Origin of the sequence: Micromonospora sp. NPDC049048, from assembly GCF_043197615.1 — a bacterium.
In the GTDB taxonomy this organism is placed as follows: domain Bacteria; phylum Actinomycetota; class Actinomycetes; order Mycobacteriales; family Micromonosporaceae; genus Micromonospora.
The window spans coordinates 775,300-792,870 of the sequence record NZ_JBICTM010000003.1 but is presented as its reverse complement, the minus strand read 5'-3'; the positions used below and the strand labels follow the sequence as shown (position 1 = coordinate 792,870).

The 17,571-nt window shown below is 73.0% G+C and carries 12 protein-coding genes and 2 pseudogenes; 3 read left to right on the top strand and 11 right to left on the bottom strand.

Going from position 1 to position 17,571, the window contains the following annotated elements; translation table 11 throughout:
* Positions 1-567 (top strand): DUF6114 domain-containing protein, encoded by a 567-nt coding sequence (locus ACGFIG_RS14180; protein ID WP_393002651.1) that lies wholly within the window; start codon positions 1-3, stop codon positions 565-567.
* Between the two features lies 1 nt (position 568).
* On the opposite strand, the gene murD is transcribed toward ACGFIG_RS14180, so the two are convergent.
* A complete protein-coding gene (gene murD / locus ACGFIG_RS14175) occupies positions 569-1,915 on the bottom strand; it encodes a UDP-N-acetylmuramoyl-L-alanine--D-glutamate ligase (RefSeq protein WP_393002649.1) in 1,347 nt (448 codons plus the stop codon).
* Between the two features lie 88 nt (positions 1,916-2,003).
* On the opposite strand from murD, the gene ACGFIG_RS14170 reads away from it, so the two are divergent.
* Positions 2,004-3,353 carry a hypothetical protein gene (locus tag ACGFIG_RS14170; protein WP_393002647.1) on the top strand — a complete coding sequence of 450 codons (1,350 nt, stop codon included), beginning with the start codon at positions 2,004-2,006 and terminating at the stop codon, positions 3,351-3,353.
* Between the two features lie 162 nt (positions 3,354-3,515).
* Here ACGFIG_RS14170 and ACGFIG_RS14165 read toward each other — a convergent pair.
* From ACGFIG_RS14165 to argG, 3 genes and pseudogenes are all read right to left on the bottom strand, one after another.
* Positions 3,516-3,956 (bottom strand): annotated as a pseudogene (locus ACGFIG_RS14165) (PucR family transcriptional regulator); the annotation flags it as partial.
* A gap of 117 nt (positions 3,957-4,073) precedes the next feature.
* A pseudogene (locus ACGFIG_RS14160) lies at positions 4,074-5,549 on the bottom strand (PucR family transcriptional regulator ligand-binding domain-containing protein); the annotation flags it as partial.
* 180 nt (positions 5,550-5,729) lie between these two features.
* The gene (gene argG / locus ACGFIG_RS14155; RefSeq protein WP_393002645.1) at positions 5,730-7,181 is read right to left on the bottom strand and encodes an argininosuccinate synthase; all 1,452 of its coding nucleotides are present in this window, start codon (positions 7,179-7,181) and stop codon (positions 5,730-5,732) included.
* Between the two features lie 150 nt (positions 7,182-7,331).
* On the opposite strand from argG, the gene ACGFIG_RS14150 reads away from it, so the two are divergent.
* Positions 7,332-7,931, top strand: a complete 600-nt coding sequence (locus tag ACGFIG_RS14150; protein ID WP_393002643.1) for a hypothetical protein — start codon at positions 7,332-7,334, stop codon at positions 7,929-7,931.
* Here the strand turns inward: ACGFIG_RS14150 and ACGFIG_RS14145 are convergent.
* The 7 genes from ACGFIG_RS14145 to ACGFIG_RS14115 form a co-directional block, all read right to left on the bottom strand.
* The gene (locus tag ACGFIG_RS14145) at positions 7,928-8,782 is read right to left on the bottom strand and encodes a TrmH family RNA methyltransferase (RefSeq protein WP_393002941.1); all 855 of its coding nucleotides are present in this window, start codon (positions 8,780-8,782) and stop codon (positions 7,928-7,930) included. The genes ACGFIG_RS14150 and ACGFIG_RS14145 overlap by 4 nt on opposite strands.
* A 93-nt stretch (positions 8,783-8,875) precedes the next feature.
* Positions 8,876-9,439: a dihydrofolate reductase family protein gene (locus ACGFIG_RS14140; RefSeq protein WP_393002641.1), complete on the bottom strand. Its 564-nt coding sequence runs from the start codon at positions 9,437-9,439 to the stop codon at positions 8,876-8,878.
* A 111-nt stretch (positions 9,440-9,550) separates the two neighbouring features.
* Positions 9,551-11,767 (bottom strand): transglycosylase domain-containing protein, encoded by a 2,217-nt coding sequence (locus tag ACGFIG_RS14135; protein ID WP_393002639.1) that lies wholly within the window; start codon positions 11,765-11,767, stop codon positions 9,551-9,553.
* Positions 11,768-11,858: 91 nt separating this feature from the next.
* A complete protein-coding gene (locus ACGFIG_RS14130; RefSeq protein ID WP_393002637.1) occupies positions 11,859-12,248 on the bottom strand; it encodes a hypothetical protein in 390 nt (129 codons plus the stop codon).
* Positions 12,245-14,977 carry a hypothetical protein gene (locus ACGFIG_RS14125; RefSeq protein WP_393002635.1) on the bottom strand — a complete coding sequence of 911 codons (2,733 nt, stop codon included), beginning with the start codon at positions 14,975-14,977 and terminating at the stop codon, positions 12,245-12,247. Before ACGFIG_RS14125 ends, ACGFIG_RS14130 begins: the two co-directional genes overlap by 4 nt.
* A 54-nt stretch (positions 14,978-15,031) precedes the next feature.
* Positions 15,032-16,534, bottom strand: coding sequence for a class I SAM-dependent methyltransferase (locus ACGFIG_RS14120; protein WP_393002633.1), 1,503 nt, complete (start codon positions 16,532-16,534; stop codon positions 15,032-15,034).
* Positions 16,535-16,546: 12 nt separating this feature from the next.
* Positions 16,547-17,461 carry an L-histidine N(alpha)-methyltransferase gene (locus tag ACGFIG_RS14115; RefSeq protein WP_393002631.1) on the bottom strand — a complete coding sequence of 305 codons (915 nt, stop codon included), beginning with the start codon at positions 17,459-17,461 and terminating at the stop codon, positions 16,547-16,549.
* Between the last annotated feature and the right edge of the window lie 110 nt (positions 17,462-17,571).

Below are 17,571 nucleotides of genomic sequence, written 5' to 3'. Positions count from 1 at the left end.
GTGACCACCGGACGACACCACCCGGCGCCAGCCGCCCGCCACCCCGGCGGGCGCTGGCGCCGCTGGCGGCGGGGCCGCCCGTTCACCGCCGGAGTGCTGATCGCGCTCGGCGGCGTGGAGATGCTCGTGACCCTGCGCGCGCCGCTCGGGGTGCTGCTGCACATCGGGCCACAGGGGCTGGCCGCGTACCTGGTGCCGGCCGTCCTGGTGCTCTGCGGGGTGCTGCTGATCGCCACTCCGCAGCAGCGGGTCTTCTACGCCGTGCTGTCGCTGCTGCTCGGGCTGGTCTCCTGGCTGACCTCGAACCTGGGCGGATTCGTGGTCGGGATGCTGCTGGCCCTGGTCGGCGGGGCGCTCGCCTTCGCCTGGACCCCCGACAAGCGGCGACCGACCGACACCACCGCCGCACCGGCCCCGGACACCGCGGACCAGCGCGAGGACGAGGACCAGCAGGAGGACGAGGACGGGCGCGAACGCGAGGACGAGCGGGCGGACGAGGACGAGGTCGGCACCGCGCTGCTTCCCGGCGGCCGCCCGGCGGACCCGACGCCCGCCGACCGGGGCTGAGTCAGCCGGCGGTGTCGCGTACCGCCTGGGCGAAGACCTCGGAGCGGTGCTCGAAGTTGCGGAACCGCCCGTAGCTCGGCGCGGCCGGGGAGAGCAGCACCACCCCGTCGGCCGGGGTCAGCTCCCGGGCCCGCCGGACGGCGGCGACCAGGTCGTCGACCACCTCGATACGCACCTTCGGCAGCCCGGCGAGCGCCTCCACGATCCGGGCGCCGCTGTCGGGGATGCCGAGCACGGTCAGCTCGCGCTCCGCGAGGTGCTCGCGCAGCGGCGTGTAGTCCAGGCCCCGGTCGGCGCCGCCGACGATCACGGTCAGCGGCCGCCCCTCGTACGCGTCGATGGCGTGCATGGCCGCGTACGGGCTGGTGGCGAGGGTGTCGTCGACGAAGGTCAGACCGGACGGGTCGGCGATCTCGGTGAGCCGGTGCGCCAGCCCCTGGAACTCGGCGACCGCCACGGCCAGGGTGTCCTTGCGGGCCACCACGTCGACGCCGAGCGCGTCGAGCACGGCGAGGGCCACGCAGAGGTTGCCCTCGTTGTGCCGGCCCACGAGCGGCAGCACCGCGCGCGGGAACAGCGGCCGGTCGCCGAGGTGGAACCAGGGCGTGCCGTCCGCGCCGCCGGCCACGTGGGCGGTGTCCGGCAGACCGGCGCGCACCGCCGCGCGGTCGCCCAGTTCGAGGGCGAGCCTCGGGTCGGCGCCGTTGACCACCACGGTCCGCGGCCCGTGCGCCAGCAGGTTGAGCTTGTCCCGGTAGTACTCGCGCTCGCCGCCGTGCGCGTCGAGGTGCTCCGGGAAGAGGGAGGTGACGACCGCCACCCGGGGCGAGTCGGTCAGGTCGCTGCACTGGTAGCTGGAGAGTTCCAGCACGTACAGCTCCGCCTCCGGCAGGTCCAGCGTCGGCACGCCGATGTTGCCACCGAAGACGTTCGGCCGGTCGACGGCGGCGAGCAGGTGGCTGATCAGGCTGGAGGTGGTGCTCTTGCCCTTGCTGCCGGTGACGCCGACGGTACGGGCGGCGTGGTCGGCCATCCACAGGGCGGTGCCCTGGGTCACGGTCGCGCCGCGCCGGCGCAGCTCCACCAGCCACGGGTGGGTCTGCGGCACGCCGGGCGAGCGGACCACCACCTCGGCGGCGGCCAGCCGGGCGAAGCCCTCCTCGCCGGTGACCAGCGGCGCCGCCTCGGCCAGCGGCCCCTCCCAGGGCAGGCTGAGGAAGTTGGCGCTGTCGTCGACGGCGACCAGCTCGGCCGGGCCGTGCGCGGCGATCGCGGTCACCGCGGCCCGGCCCTCCCGGCCGGCCCCCCAGACGGCGACGGTACGTCCGCGCAGGTCAGACAGGCGCACTGGCTCTCCTCAAGGATGTCGACGGTGAGGCAGGGGCGGGTCCACCACAGCCGGACACGGCCGGACGAACCAGGGCCTAGTATGGCGTGTGCCCAATGAGCAGCTGCGGCGGATGGACGCCTTCACCTTCCCGTCCTACTCGATCGACCTCTCCACCGGGGAGGTGTTGTTCGACTACGCCCTCACCGGCGCCGACGGCGAGCAGCGGTTCACCGAGGTGGTCACCCTTCCCCTGCCGGACGCGCCGCCGTCGGACGAGACCGTGGCGACCCTCGGCCGGGTGCTGGAGCTGCTGCACGTGGTCGCCGGGGTCAGCTACTACAAGGCCGCCGCGCCGCCGCGCCTGGTGCTGCCGGCACCGCTGGGCACGGCCGCCGCCGAGCTGGTCACCGCCGTCTACACCAAGGGCCTCGCGGAGTACGCGTACCGCAACCAGCTGCCGCACGTGCTCGAGCTGCGCCCGGAGGTGCCGGCGGGCGAGGTGTCCCCGCCCCGGGAGTACGACGACTCCGACCGGCGCCCGCTCTCGGCGGTCGGCGGCGGCAAGGACTCCATCGTCAGCCTGGAGGCGCTGCGCCGGGCCGGGTTCGACCCGGTGCCGTTCTCGGTCAACCCCAACCACGTGATCGTCGCCGTGAACGAGGCGTCCGGCCTCACCCCGCTCGCCGCCCGGCGGCGCATCGACCCGGTGCTGTTCGAGCTGAACGCCGCCGGGGCGCGCAACGGCCACATCCCGGTCACCGCGATCAACTCGCTGATCGCCGTCGCCACGGCGGTGCTGCACGGCCTGGGCCCGGTGGTGATGTCCAACGAGCGCTCGGCGTCTGACCCGAACCTGGTCTGGAACGGCCACGAGATCAACCACCAGTGGTCCAAGGGCGTGGAGGCGGAGGGCCTGCTGCGGGCCGCGCTGGCCGAGCACGCCGGGCTGACCGAGCCGTACTTCTCGTTGCTGCGCTCGCTGTCGGAGCTGCACATCGCCCGGCTCTTCGCCGAGATCGACCGCTACGACGACGTGGTGACGAGCTGCAACGCCGCGTTCAAGCTGCGCGACGCCAGCGAGCGCTGGTGCCGCGACTGCCCGAAGTGCCGGTTCGTCTTCCTGGCCATGGCGCCGTTCATGTCCCGCGAGCGGATCATCCACATCTTCGGCGGCGACCTGCTCGCCGACGAGTCGCAGATCCCCGGCTACCGGGAGCTGCTGGGCGTGGACGGGCACAAGCCGTTCGAGTGCGTCGGCGAGGTGGAGGAGTCGGTGGTGGCGTTGAGCCTGCTCGCCGAGCAGGAGCAGTGGCGCGACGCCCCGGTCGTACGCGCCCTGGTCGACGCCGTACCGGAAACGGCCTGGTCGGCCGCCGCCACCTCGGACGTCTTCACCCCGGGCGGCCCGAACCACATCCCCCCGCCCTACGCCAAGACCCTGACCACCCTCACCTGACCCTCCTCCCTCCCGCGCCCGCGCCCCACGGGCCCGGTTGATCATGAAGTTGTTGCGCCTCGCCCCGGCGTGTCGCAGCAACAACTTCATGATCGACGGGGCGGAGGAGGCGGGGCGGGCGGACGGAGCGGGCGGAGTGGGGGCCCGGCAGGGGCTGGGTGGTCAGGGGGTGCGGATGGCGTCCAGGGCCAGTAGGGCGACGTGCAGGGAGAGGCAGGCCTCCACCGAGTCGAGGTCCACGGCCAGGATGCGGCGGATGCGGGCCAGCCGCTCGTAGAACGCCGGTCGGGACAGGTGCGCCGCCCCGGCCGCCGCCGATTTGTTCCGGCCCTGCTCCAGGTACGCGCGCAGCGTGCCGAGCAACTGCTCCCGGGGATGCTGCGCGTCGTAGGCCAGCAGCGCGCCCAGCTCCCGCTCGACGAAGGTCTGCAACCGTGGCTCGTCACGCAGCAGGTGCAGCAGCCCCGCCAGCCCCACGTGCGGTAGCCGGAAGACCGCCAGGTCCCGCCGGTCCCGCCGGGCGGCGTCGGCGACCTGCCGGGCCTCGACCAGCGACCGTCGCGCCTCCCGCAGGCCGGCCACGCCCGAACCGGCCGCGACGAGCAGCCCACCGCCCGTCGACCGGGCCACGCCCCTCGTCCGCCCGCCGGACCGGGCCGATCCGTCGTCACGCACGGGACCGCCCGGGCGAGCCTGTCCGTCGGAGCGACCGGAGTTGCCGGAACGACCGGAACCGTCGGGACGGCCCGAGCCGTCGGAACGGGCGAAGCCGTCGGAACGACCGGAGCCGTTGGGACGACCAGTGCCGTCCGGGCGGGCGGAGCCGTTGGGACGGCCAGAGCCGTCGGGGCGAGTGAGGCCGTTGGGACGAGCGGGGGTGTCCGGGCGGGCGGGGATGTCCGGGCGGGTACGGCGCAGCGCACTCGCGAACGCGGCCAGCGCCCGGTCCTCGGCCGCCGGCTCCGGCAGGGCGAGCAGCACACCGACGGCGTGGTCGTCGACGGGGCTGGACAGGCCGGTCAGCTTCGCCTCGTGCAATGCCTGCCCGACCGCCTCGGCCAGATCACGCAGTCTCGCCTGGCCGGCCTCCGGACCGCCCGCGCCGGGGTCGGCCGGGTGTCCCGGCTCCGGGGCCGGGCCGCCCTCCCCCGCCGGGTCGTCGGCGCGGTGCCGGACCATCACCCCGACGAGGTGCCGCCGTTCCAGCACCACGCCGAGGGCGCGGGCCCGCAGGGCGACCTCGTCCACCGGTAGGGAGTGGTCCAGCAGGGCGGTGAGCAGCGTACGGTGGATCTGCCGCTCCAGGCCCTCGGCGTCCCGCCGGATCAGCCGGCCCAGGGCCAGCGTCGAGGCGGCCCGCTCGACGAGGATGGTCAGTCGGGTGGGCGGGGCCACGCACGGCGCGACGGTCGCGACCGGTACGCCGCCCGCCCCGGTCGGGTCGAACACGCGCCGGCCGGTCGCCAGGTCACCCCCGCCCGGCCAGCGCAGCAGCAGCCGCCCCCAGTCCTGCCCCCGGGCGCCCACTGTGGTGACCAGCCACCCGTTGTCGCCGTCGTACGCGGTCCGCCCCGCCGGTCGGATCCGGCGCGAGTGCTGCTCCCAGCAGTCCAGCAGCAGTTCGGCGCTCTCCCCCGCCGGGTCGTACGCGAGCACCTGCCGGGACAGGTTCTCCAGCACCACGGGGCAGCCGGACAGCTCGGCCGCCTGCCGTACCACCTCGCCGGGGCCGGCGCCCTCCACCGACAGCTCGGTGAAACGCTGGTGGATCTCCTCCGTCGCCCGCAACTCGGTCAGCTGCGCGTCGACGATGAGCGCGTGCACGGCCTCGGTGATCCGGACGAACGGGGTGGCCCGTCGCAGCTCCACAAGAGGCAGTCCGCGCCGCTCGGCGGCGGCGGCCATCACCCGGGGAACCGCACTGACGTACCGGCGGCCCAGCTCGACGACCAGGCCGGAGACGCCCACGTCCGCCAGGTCACCGATGAAGGCACGCACCCCGGCGTCGTCGGCGGGCAGTCCGATGCCGGTGGTGAGCACCAACTCGCCCCCGCCCAGCAACGGGGCGATGTCCGGCACCTCCGTCACGTGCACCCAGCGCACCGGGCGGTCGAGGCCGACATCCCCGGCTACCAGGCGCGGGGCCCCGTGGCGGACCGGGTCCAGCGCGAGAACCTCACGGACGGTAGGAAACACGGGCGACACGCTACCGTCCGTGACGCCAATTCCGCACGGGCAGCGTTCGGTGTCGGGCCAGAGCCGCCCGTTCTCGACCCCGCGCCACCCGGGAGCGGGACCCGCCCGAGCCTGCTTGGGGCGACGGGCGGGTCCGCCTAGGGACAGTCTGGTGAGGACGCGACCACCGTCGCGAGCTGCTCAGTCGACGCCCAACTCCATCGCGGCGCGGTCGAGCGCCTCGTCGGCGGCGGAGGAGACGCCCCGGGACGCGATGGCCTCCGCGCCGCCCTGCGGCATCGCACCGATCAGCCCGGTCGAGGCGGCCTGCGCGGCGCCGACCATCCGCTGTGGAGCCGGGCCGCCGACCATGCCGAGGGTGGCGTACTGCTCCAGCTTCGCCCGCGAGTCGGCGATGTCCAGGTTGCGCATGGTGAGCTGACCGATCCGGTCCGACGGGCCGAACGCCGAGTCCTCCGTGCGCTCCATCGACAGCTTGTCGGGGTGGTAGCTGAACGCCGGGCCGGTGGTGTCCAGGATCGAGTAGTCCTCGCCCCGGCGCAGCCGCAACGTCACCTCGCCCGTGACGGCCGTGCCGACCCAGCGCTGCAACGACTCGCGCAGCATCAGCGCCTGCGGGTCGAGCCAGCGGCCCTCGTACATCAGCCGACCGAGGCGGCGGCCCTCGTTGTGGTAGTTCGCCAGGGTGTCCTCGTTGTGGATGGCGTTGACCAGCCGCTCGTACGCGGCGTGCAGCAGCGCCATGCCGGGCGCCTCGTAGATGCCCCGGCTCTTGGCCTCGATGATCCGGTTCTCGATCTGGTCCGACATGCCCATGCCGTGCCGGCCGCCGATGGCGTTGGCCTCCAGCACCAGGTCGACGGGGCTGCCGAACTCCTTGCCGTTGATCGTCACCGGGCGGCCCTGGTCGAAGCCGATCGTGACGTCCTCGGTGGGGATCTCCACCGAGGGGTCCCAGAACCGGACTCCCATGATCGGGTTGACCGTCTCGATGCCGGTGTCGAGGTGTTCGAGGGTCTTCGCCTCATGCGTGGCGCCCCAGATGTTGGCGTCGGTCGAGTACGCCTTCTCGGTGCTGTCCCGGTACGGCAGGCCGCGTTCCAGCAGCCACTCCGACATCTCCTTGCGCCCACCGAGCTCCGTGACGAAGTCGGTGTCGAGCCACGGCTTGTAGATGCGCAGCTGCGGGTTGGCCAGCAGGCCGTAGCGGTAGAACCGCTCGATGTCGTTGCCCTTGAAGGTCGAGCCGTCGCCCCAGATCTGGACGTCGTCGGAGATCATCGCCCGCACCAGCAGGGTCCCGGTCACGGCCCGGCCCAGCGGGGTGGTGTTGAAGTAGACCCGCCCGCCCGAGCGGATGTGGAAGGCCCCGCAGGTCAACGCCGCGAGGCCCTCCTCGACCAGGGCGGCGCGGCAGTCGACCAGCCGGGCGACCTCGGCGCCGTAGCTGAGCGCGCGACCGGGCACCGAGGCGATGTCGGGCTCGTCGTACTGGCCGATGTCGGCGGTGTAGGCGCAGGGAACGGCGCCCTTGTCGCGCATCCACGCGACCGCGACCGAGGTGTCGAGGCCGCCTGAGAAGGCGATGCCGACACGTTCACCGGTGGGCAGGGAGGTGAGAACCTTGGACACAGGGAAGATTATGCACCAGGGCGCATGGCCATGCAAACGCCGCGCCGACGGGCGCGGATGACCAGACGGCAGACGTACGTCGAGCCGGTTTCGATCGGGTCCGCAAACGAGTCTTGCTGGGGTGATTCCTCCCCGAATAACCTCTGAGCGATGGAAGCCGGGGTCGGGTTCGGGTACAAGATCGAGTGGCTCGCGGTGCGCCTCCGAAGCGCCGAGTCGGTGGCCACGTCGTTGGGTCTGGGCCCGCTCTCACCTGCGACGTGGCAGGACGCGGTGGCGGCCGCCTACGCGGGCGCGTGGCTGCTGACCCCGCCCGTCGAGGGCTGGACGCTCGCCGCCTCCATCGAGGTGCGGGCCCCCGACGACAGTCGGTTCGGGCCGTGGCTGGCGAGCCTGAGCGCGTCCCTGGGCGAGGTCCAGTACTTCGGGACGCACCGCGTGGTGGAATACCACGGCTGGGGTCGCGCGAGCGGCGGCGTCGTGGACCGCGCATACGCCTACCTCGGCGAACGTGGCGAGGTGCTGTTCCACGCAGGTGAGCCGACCCCTGAGGAACAAGCGCTCGGTGTCGGTTTCGTCCCCGACGACGACTGGTGGGACTCGTGGGACGAGGATGACGACGACCCGTGGCCGGACGAGGAGACCGTGCTCACGCTCGCCGGGCGTTGGAGTCTGGATCCGCGAACGTTGGACGGCGCCCAGCTGGCGGGGTCGCCCTGGATCGCCGAACCCACCGGGCGCCCGACCTAGACCGGATCGTCGCGGCCCAGCTCCCAGCAGGCCACGGCGGTGGCGGCGGCCACGTTCAGCGAGTCCACGCCACGCCGCATCGGGATCACCACCCGCGCGTCGCTGGCGTCGATCGCCGCCCGGGTCAGTCCGGCGCCCTCGGCTCCCATGAGCAGCGCCGCCCGGGCCCGCTGCGCCGCGTCGAGCCGCTGGATCGGCATCGCGTCCGGCGCCGGGGTCATCGCCAGCACCGTGAAACCGGCCGCGCGGACGTCGCCGAGCGCGTCCGGCCAGGGCTCCAGCTTCGCGTACGGGATCGCGAAGACCTCGCCCATGCTGACCCGTACGCTGCGCCGGTAGAGCGGGTCGGCGCAGGTCGGCGAGAGCAGCACGGCGTCCACCCCGAGCGCGGCCACCGCCCGGAAGATGGCACCCAGGTTGGTGTGGTTGTTGACGTCCTCGAGGATCACCACCCGCCGGGCCGCCGCCAGCACCTCGGCGGCGGCCGGCAACGGCTTGCGCCGGAACGACGCCAGTACGCCCCGGTGCACGTGGAAGCCGGTGGCCCGTTGCAGCACGTCCTGGGTGGCGGCGTAGACCGGGGCGTCGCCGGTGTCCAGGTCGGCGAGCTGGTCGACCCGCTTGGCGTCCACCAGGTACGACCGGGCCGGGTAGCCGGCCCGCAGCGCCCGGCGCAGCACCAGCTCCCCCTCGGCGATGAACAGGCCGTGCGGCGGTTCCCAGCGGGTACGCAGCTCGACGTCGGTCAGCGCGCGGTAGTCGGCGATCCGGTCGTCGTCGGGGTCGGTGATCTGGTGGATGGGCACCCGACGATTCTGCCGGACGCGCCACGGCCACCCTCGGGCCGCCAGCGACGCTGCCGCCGGGCTGGGCCGGGGCCGGACGACGCGGTGGCGGGCGGGGGTCGCCGAGACCACCACCGCGTGACGCCGGAGTCCGTCGGGTCAGTCCGCCCGGCGGTAGCGCAGCAGCACCGACCGGCCGTCGAAGGTCCGCGAGTCGACCAGGCGCAGGCCCATCCGCTCGCTGGGCGCGAAGACCGGTTTGCCGCCGCCGAGCACCACCGGGTGCACGAAGATCTGGTACTCGTCGATCAGGCCGAGGGTCGTCAGCGCGCCGGCGGCCCCGGCGCCGCCGAGGAGCAGCAGGTCACCGCCCGGCTGCTCCTTGAGCGCGGCGACCTCCATGCCGAGGTCGGCACCCCCGACCACCTGCGCGCCGTGGTCGGCCGCGGTGAGGGTGCGCGAGACGACCACCTTCGGCGTACGCCGCCAGATCGGCGCGAACGCCAGGTCGTGCGGGTGGTCGGAGATCGACTCGACCTGCGGCCAGTAGTCGGCCATGAGTTCCCAGACCCGGCGGCCGTAGAGGAAACCGCCGACCTTCTCGCACTGCGCCAGCGAGTACGCGGACAGTTCGTCGCCCATCTGCGGCCAGTCGAACTCGCCGTTCGGCCCCTCGATGAACCCGTCGAGCGACTGGTGCACCCCGTAGACGATCTCCCGCATGCGCTGCTCCTCCCGGACCCGACGCCCCTCGTGGGCGTCCTCCCTCGATGGTCGGAGCGGCACCGCCGTATCTGACATCCTCGGGCGGAAATTCTTTGGAACCGTCGGCCGTCAGCCGCGGCGTTCCAGCCAGCGGCGCAGGTCGGACTGGCGCTGGTCGTCCGAGGGCGACTGCCGCCGCTCCTCGGCCGGGCGGCGCTGTTCGACCTGCGGGCGCTCCACCGGGCGGCGCGGATCGCCGACCAGTTCGCGGCTCGGGGCGGCGAAGGCCTTCTCCGGCTCACCGTCGACGGCGGTGCCGATGACCCGGGCGACCGCGTCGATCACCTTCGCCTGCACCGCCGCGCCCACCGAGTCGGTCGGGTCGTCGGGGTTGGCGGCGATGCCGGCGACCGCCACCTGCGGGGTGAAGCCGACGAAGGTCTCGGTGGCGTTCTTCTCCGAGCTACCGGTCTTGCCGGCCACCGGCCGACCGTCGAGGATCCGGTTCACCGAGGTGGCCGTGCCCCCGTTGCACTGCGCGAGCGTGGACTGCTGGCCGACCGGGCAGCGGGCGGCGTCGGTGGCGGCCCGGGCCACGTCGGCGTCGAGCACCCGCCGGCAGGACGGGTCGCCGACCGGCACCTTCTCGCCGTCCGGGGCGGTCACCGAGACCACCGGCAGCGGCGCGCAGTAGACGCCCTCGGCCGCCACGGTGGCGTACGCGTTCGCCAGGTCGAGCGGGGTGGTGGCGGCCACGCCCAGCGTGAACGAGCCCCAGTTGGCGGCGTCGTTCTCGGCGAAGGCGGCGTCGGCGTCGGCCCGGAAGGTGATGCCGAGGCGCTGCGCCATCTCCACCACCTTCTCCTGGCCGACCTGCTCGGCCAGCCAGACGAAGTAGGTGTTCACGGAGCGGCCGAAGCCGTCCCACATCATCCGGTAGCCGTTCATCCACTCCGGGTTGGCGTTGGCCGGGCACCACCGGCCGGCGCAGCTGCCCTCGCCCTCGGCGGCGTACCGGGTGGGCAGCCGGCCGGGCGCGTCGAAGCCGGTGGAGAGCGGCTTGCCGGCCTCCAGCGCGGCGAGCATGGTGAAGAGCTTGAACGTCGAGCCGGCCTGGTAGCCGTCCACGCTGTCGCCGCCGGAGATCAGCGGGTTGACGGTGTTCGGGTGGTTGGCCTGCCCGTCCGGGTTGGCGTCGAGGCTGTAGTGCCGGTTGACCGCCATCGCCAGCACCCGGCCGGTGCCCGGCTCCACGGCGGCGATCGGCAGGGCGCGCTTGTTGTCGTAGGAGTAGACGCTCGTGGCCTGCTTCTGCGCGGTGGCCTGGACCTGCGGGTCCAGCGAGGTCACCACCGTGTAGCCGCCGCGGCGCAGGGCCTGCTCCCGCTCCTCGACGGTCGCGCCGAACTCCGGCTGGGCGAGCCACCACTGCCGCAGGTAGTCGCAGAAGAAGCCCCAGTCGTCGTGGCCCTGGGCGACGGCGGTGCAGCCGTTGGGCTGGGCCGTGGGGCGCAGCGTCAGCTTCTCGGCCCTGGCCCGCGCGGCCTCCTCGGCGCTGATCGCGCCGGTCGAGACCATCGAGTCCAGCACGTAGCCGCGCCGCTCCAGCGCGGCGTCCGGGTCGCCGTTGATCGGGCTGTACGCCTCCGGCGACTGCACCAGCCCGGCGAGCAGCGCCGCCTCGCCGAGGGTCAGCTCCGCCGGCGCCTTGGCGAAGTAGCGCTGGCTGGCCGCCGCGATGCCGTACGCCCCGGAGCCGAAGTACGCGATGTTCAGGTAGCGGTTGAGGATCTCGTCCTTGCTCAGGCGCTGCTCCAGCGCCATGGCGTACCGGATCTCCTGGATCTTGCGTCCGACGGTCTGCTCGGTGGCCGCGGCGCGCTCCTCGGCGGTGCGGCCGGGATCGGTCTTGAGCACGTTGCGGACGTACTGCATGGTCAGCGTCGAGCCGCCCTGCTGCCCGCCGCCGGAGACGTTCGACACCACGGCCCGCAGCAGCCCGCGCAGGTCCGCGCCGCCGTGGTCGTAGAACCGCCGGTCCTCGGCCGCCACGATCGCCTGCCGCATGACCGGAGCGATCTCGTCCAGCGGCACGTCGGTGCGGTTGACGTCGTAGAACGTGGTGATCAGCGTCTTGCCGTCGTTGGCGTAGAGGTAGGAGCGTTGCGGTGTGGCCGGGGTCCGCAGCGCCTCGGGCAGCGCCGCGTACGACCCGACCGCCGCCTTGGCGGCGAATCCGAGCAGCAGGTTGCCCGGCAGCGCGGCGACCGCCAGGACCAGGCCGGCGAGTACGCCGGCGAGCAGCACGGTGAACAGCCGCGACAGCGGCGGGCGGGGTGGGGCCATGCTATTCAGGATTGCCGCGAAAGCCGCCAATCGGCGAGCCCGAAGGCTGATTGTCAGGCAATTCACCGGCAAGCGGTCGCTGACCCGGCGATCAACCGCCCAGCAGGGCGCTCCACCGGATGAAACCGGGCAGCAGGAGCACGGCGCCCACCAGTGACAGCAGGGTCATCACCAGCGGAAACCGGGCCCGCCGCAATGCGCCGCGCAGGTACTCCTGGCGGATCTCCTGTTTCTCGGGCTCGCTGAAGTCCCGGTCGATGTAGAGATCCGCGTCGCGCTCGGCCGCCTGGAACAGGTGCGCCGCCCAGGTCAGGAAGCCCGCGGCGACCACCCAGAGCGCGGCGTCCAGGGCCACCTTCCCGGTCGAGACGTCGGTGTCGGGCGGACTGGTGGACACCGACGTGAGCATGTTGATGCCGGCGCCGGCGAAGAGGCCGGCGAGGAAGTTCAGCGTCGACGGCGCCGGTACCGCCGCGGTCATCGCGGAACGTCCCGATCCTCGTCCGGCCAGGGCAGATCCGGCCAGGCCACGCCGCAGACCTGACGACCGAGCCTGTCGATGCGGGTGAGCAGATCACGGCTGGCGTACTCGTCGAGTCCCGCGGCGAGTTCGTCGGCTTCGGCACGGTATTCGAGATGCTGCTGGATCACCCGCTCCACGGTCGGCGGACGTATCGGCCCGTCGCGCTTGACGATCCGCTCCCGGATGGTGGACTCGATCTGCTCGACCGCCTTACGCCACACGCGCAGCTGCCGCGGGGTCAGCGTCGCGCCGGCCGGCGACGTGTCCGATTGGGGACGCACCGCCACCTCCGCGGGCCCGGCCGGCCTGGGCCGACCATTGTTGATCACGTCACCGAACAGCTTCAGGCTCTCCAACTGCACGATCCTCCACACGGTGTCGGCGAGTTGCGACGCGACGAAGGGGATCCGCAGGCGCTCCTCGGGGGCGGTGGGCAGCAGCGTGGGATTCTTCAGTTCCCCGGTCATCCGCTGGAACAGGGTCTTGAGGTGCTCGCGGGTGCCGGCGGCCGTCCCGGTGCACAACAGGTCCGCCTCCAGCACCTGGGACAGGTCGATCTCCCGCCCGGGGACCGTCCACTCGTGCTGGCGTCCCATCAGCCAGGCGTGCGCGGTCTCCATCTCCGGCCGCATCAACACGTTGGCCCGCACCAGCGCGCTCAGGCACATGGCGGTGGTGGCCTCCTCGCGGTTCCACGAGCCGGTGCCGCTACGCCACCAGTTCTCCAGCGGCCCGCCGTCGGTCACCTGACGCAGCAGCCAGTTGCACGCGTCGCGGACCACCGGGTGGTCGGCCCGCAGATTCGCCTGGCACAGACCCAGCACGACCCGCGCCGTCACCCAGGGCACCCGGGCGGGATAGAAGTTTCCGTCCGGCTCCCGGGCGCGGCTGGCCACCGCGACGAGCTGGTCGATGCGGTTCTGGTCCTGGTATTGCGCGGGAGCGGAACCCTCCAGACCGAGCAGCAGGCCGAGCACCCAGTTGCGGTACATCAGCCCCGTGTCCAACTGCTCGGCGGTCGTCCCGGCCAGGTGCGGCGCCGGGCCGAGCAGCACGTCCTCCTCCGCCATCGACTGCTGGATCTCCAGGAAGTCCTGGTAGTCGGCCGTCTCGCCGCCCACCGGCTCGGGTAGCGCGCAATCGGCGTCGTAGCGCCACCGTGCCCGCACCACCCGGGCGATGTCCCACCAGGAGTCCACGTGGTTGAGCTGGTTGAGGGCGCTGGCGGCGAAGACCGAGGCGCCGAGGTTGTCGCCCCAGGACGGGTCGTCGCGGCCGCGTTCGCGCAGCGACCGGCCGAGCCGGATCAGGGTGTCCCACGTGGTGAGGAGGTAGAGGCTGTCGTCGCGCGCCTGCCTCGGCGACACCAGCTGGTCCAGCCGGCCCAGGGTGGCCTTCATCAGCCGCTCGCCGCCGCGTTGCAGGTGCAGCCAGACGTTACGCTCCGGGCTGTCCCACCGGCGGTCGGCGTTCCAGTGCTGGCGGGCGTGGCTCAGGACCAGCTGTGCCCGCCGCCGCGAACCGATCTGGTAGGCGCCGTCGATCTGGTAGATCAGACCGCCGTCGCGCAACTGTTGCAGCGGGGCCAGCATCCGGCCCGCCGTGGCTGCCGCCATCTGCAGCTCCAGCACCCCGAGGCAGGCCAGCCTGTAGAGCACCTCCCGCTGGTCGTCGCTGGTCACCTCCCGCGTGTAGTAGGCCTCCAGGTCCGCCTCGGTCGGCACCACGCCGCGCTGCTCGTAGAGCCCGATCGCGGTCAGCGCGATGTGGGCGTCGTCCTGCGCCAGGTCGCGTACCGTCTGCCGGTGGGCCTCGTCCATCCCGACGTCGACCAGCAACTGGGCGACCAGTGCCCGCCCTTCGGCGCGCACCTGCCGCAGCTCCCGCGTCGGCTCGCCACGGCTGAGGATGTCGGCGGCGGAGCGCCAACTCGTCGCCAGCACCTGCAGGTGCAACCCGAACTCGCCGCGCAGCCGGGCCAGGCAGCCGAACATCTCGTTGAGCACCGGCAGGTTGGCGTGCAGGTTCTCCAGCACCACCAGGTAGCGGTTGGTGCGGCTGCGAGGTTGTTCGAGCAGGGCGACCACGATCGACTCCGGGCCGTCGGCCGGGTCGGTGAGGTTGAGCCAGACCACCCCGTCGCCGGCTCCGAGGCGCTGCTCGGCCACGTTGGCGACCAGCGCCGACTTGCCGCAGCCGTGCTCGCCGATCACCACGACGTCGTTGCCGGCCTCCAGGTGCCGCTCCGCCTGGGCCGATCCGTCCGTCATACGGTGCAGCCGCTGGTAGTACTCCATCGCCCCGGCGTTGGGCAGCTGGGCGTGGCCCACCCGCTTAGGCCGCCACCCGGGGCCGATCGGCTCGGCCCGGTGCAGCGCGTAGCCGAGCAGCACCAGCGGAGTGACCCCGTGCGTGCCGTCCCCACCCGCGACCGCCCGGACCGTCTCCTCCGACAGCCGGACCTCGACGGGACTGCCGGTCGCCTCGACCCGGACCACCAGCTCGTGGCCCACACTCTCCCGGAACTCGGTGGTCGCGCTGAGCACCCGCAGCGTCGCCGGCTGCCCGTCGAGCAGCGCCACCTGCCCCGTCAGATCCTTGTGGGCGGCGGTGAGCAGCTCGTAGGCGCCAGCGTCGGGTCCGAGAGCGGCGACGGTACGCCAGCCGCCGGGCGATGGTTGGGACACCGCCGCCTCCCCTGCTCACCCTGGGTCAACCGGCCATCACCGGACACCTCGATGCTAACCGCCGGACCCTCCACTGTCGTCCCGGAGGGTGGCGCGTAGCCGCAGGTACTGGGTCCGCACCAGTTCGCCGTCCACGTCGCCGACGTCCGAACCGGACAGTCGGAAGCCGCACCGGGCGAACTCCCCGACGACGTCCTCGGCGTCGCCGAGATCGTGGCTGGCCATCCGGCGGGCATAGTGCCGCGCGGCGTCGGAGAGTTCCTCCAACTCGACCGGGAGCAACGCGCGCCAGCCGGCGGCCCGCTCCCGGAAGCGCAGCTCGAAATCGTCGATCAGGTCCGTCACCCGGTGGCGGCCGTCCTGCTCCTCGTTGCTCGGCCACTCGTTGCCGTTGTGCAGCCGTACGGTGGTGACCACCGAGCCTCCCGGGCGCAGCAGCGCCGCCCAGTTGCCGATCACCAGGCCGGCCGAGGCGCGGGTGAACCGGGTCAGGAATGCGTCCGCCACCACCAGGTCGAACGGGCCCTGCCCGGCCACCCGGGCGACCTCGTCGGGGCAGGTGACGTCGGCCTGGTGCACCTGGACGCGGGCGCCGATCTGTTGTGCGTACCAGTGGCAGGCCAGCAGCGGCGTCTGGCACCGGTCCAGGACGTGCACGTCCAGGTCCTCGGGCAGGCCCCCGATCGCCGAGCGCACCGCCTCGAACACGAAGGCGAGGGTGGTGTAGTCGGCGGTGCCGCTGATGAGCACCCGGCGGGCACCGGCACGGACCGCGTCGGCCAGGTGCCGCGCGTAGAAGTCGGCGTGCCACTGCGGGCTGCTCACCATGTCGAACAGGCGGAGGTACTGCCAGGCACGGTGGTACCAGGAGCAGCTGACCTCATCCAGGTACGACGGACCGCACGACATCGGAGCCATCGCGTACAACATCTTGGCCGACTCGAGCAGCCAGCGGGTCAGCTCGGGCCCCGGGCGCCGGGGTGGCGCCGTCCCGGTCGGGCGGCTGCGGCACAGCAGGTCGTCCCAGAGTCGCCGTGCCCGCGCCACGTCCTCCGAGTGCCCGCTCACCACCCACGACGCCAGGCCGTCGCGGCCCACCTCCTGACGCACCACCACCTGGCGGTCGATGAGCCACATGTCCGTCATCGGCACCGACGGGAACTCCCCGGCGATCGACACCGGTACGGTCACCGCGTCGAGGTTGTGCTCGTTGTCCTCGGCGAGCTGGCGGTGCACCTCCGTCAGGCCCACGTCCTCCCCGGGCACCAGGTACACCCGGCGGACCGTGGCCCGCTGGGCGAGCTGCCGGAACACCGCCCGGGAGAACGGATCGGCCGGCCGCGCGGTGGTCGAGTAGGGCACGATCTGGCACAGCTCGTGGTGCACCCCCGCGACCAGCCCCTGGACCAGTTCGTCCACCGCCGCGCCCGGCAGTCGTACCGAGTTGGGGTCGGTGCCCTCGTAGGACGCCCGGTAGAACAGGTTCGCCCGGCGGGCCCGGTCGATCAGCTCGGCGGGCGTGACGGGCGCCGGCGCGGCCTGTCCTCGTTCGGTCATGTCCGCCACGTCTCACTCTCCCGATGCCGTGATGACCAGATGGTTGCCCCCGGGCGCCGAGGCGGCGTCCCGGATGTGCCAACCTGCGTCCCTGACGGCGGCGATGACGTCGAGGTGGTGGAACCTGCGGGACTGGAAGCAACGAACCCGGTGACCGGCCGGCAGGCATGCGCCGTCCAGCGCGGCGGGCCGGCGCAGCACGGCCTCGCCGGTCACCGTGGCGTCGTGCCAGCGCACGACGAAGTCGAGGTCGGCGTCGGACAGCCCGGCGGCGAGCAGCGGCTCCAGCGCCGCGTCCCGGAACTGCCGGGAGCGGTACGGGGCCAGCACCTCGTCGGCGGCCTCACCGGGACGGGCGACCACCACGCTGAGCACCAGGACGTCCCCGCGACGCAGCGAGGCCCGGATGTTCGCCAGCGTGGCGGTCGGCCGCTCCACGTTGCCGAGCGTGTGCCCGAGCAGGCAGACGATCACGGCATCGCGCTCCGGCCGCCACCGCTCGACGCCCCCGGAGGCACCCGCCTCGATGTCCCACACGTGGGAGTCAACGCTCATCCCGGCGCCGGCGAAGCGGGCCAGCCGGGCGCAGGCGATGGCCAGCAGGGTGGCGCTGAAGTCGAGCGCGAGGTAGCGCCGACAGGGATGCCCCAGGGAGGTCAGCCGGCCGAGGAAGGCGCTGCTGCGACCGCCGTTGCCCGGACCGATCTCCGCGACCGCCAACCTGTCGACGCCGGGCCCCCGCGTCGCGATCAGCGCCTCGGCCTCGTACCGGGCGGACGCGAGCATGCTCAGATAGCCCCCGGAGCGGGCGTACGCGTCGTGTGTGTAGGCGGCGCTGCCGGCGTAGGCGTACTTGAGCGGTATCCGGCCGACACGGATCGCGGCCAGCGCGGCACGCCGGTGCCGGTCGGACTCGAAGTGCGACACCCAGGGCCGTTCCGCGGGCCCTGTCGCCGCCCCCGGCACGAGGTCGGTACCCGCGCCGCTCGCACCCGCCGTCCCCATCATCTCCGCCACAGCGTCCTCCGACGAGGTCA

Bases quoted from the DNA above. Each gene is read 5' to 3' on its own strand.
- ACGFIG_RS14140 (WP_393002641.1), bottom strand. From the start codon at position 9,439: ATGCGGGAGATCGTCTACGGGGTGCACCAGTCGCTCGACGGGTTCATC.
- ACGFIG_RS14130 (WP_393002637.1), bottom strand. From the start codon at position 12,248: ATGACCGCGGCGGTACCGGCGCCGTCGACGCTGAACTTCCTCGCCGGC.
- ACGFIG_RS14120 (WP_393002633.1), bottom strand. From the start codon at position 16,534: ATGACCGAACGAGGACAGGCCGCGCCGGCGCCCGTCACGCCCGCCGAG.
- ACGFIG_RS14135 (WP_393002639.1), bottom strand. From the start codon at position 11,767: ATGGCCCCACCCCGCCCGCCGCTGTCGCGGCTGTTCACCGTGCTGCTC.
- ACGFIG_RS14150 (WP_393002643.1), top strand. From the start codon at position 7,332: ATGGAAGCCGGGGTCGGGTTCGGGTACAAGATCGAGTGGCTCGCGGTG.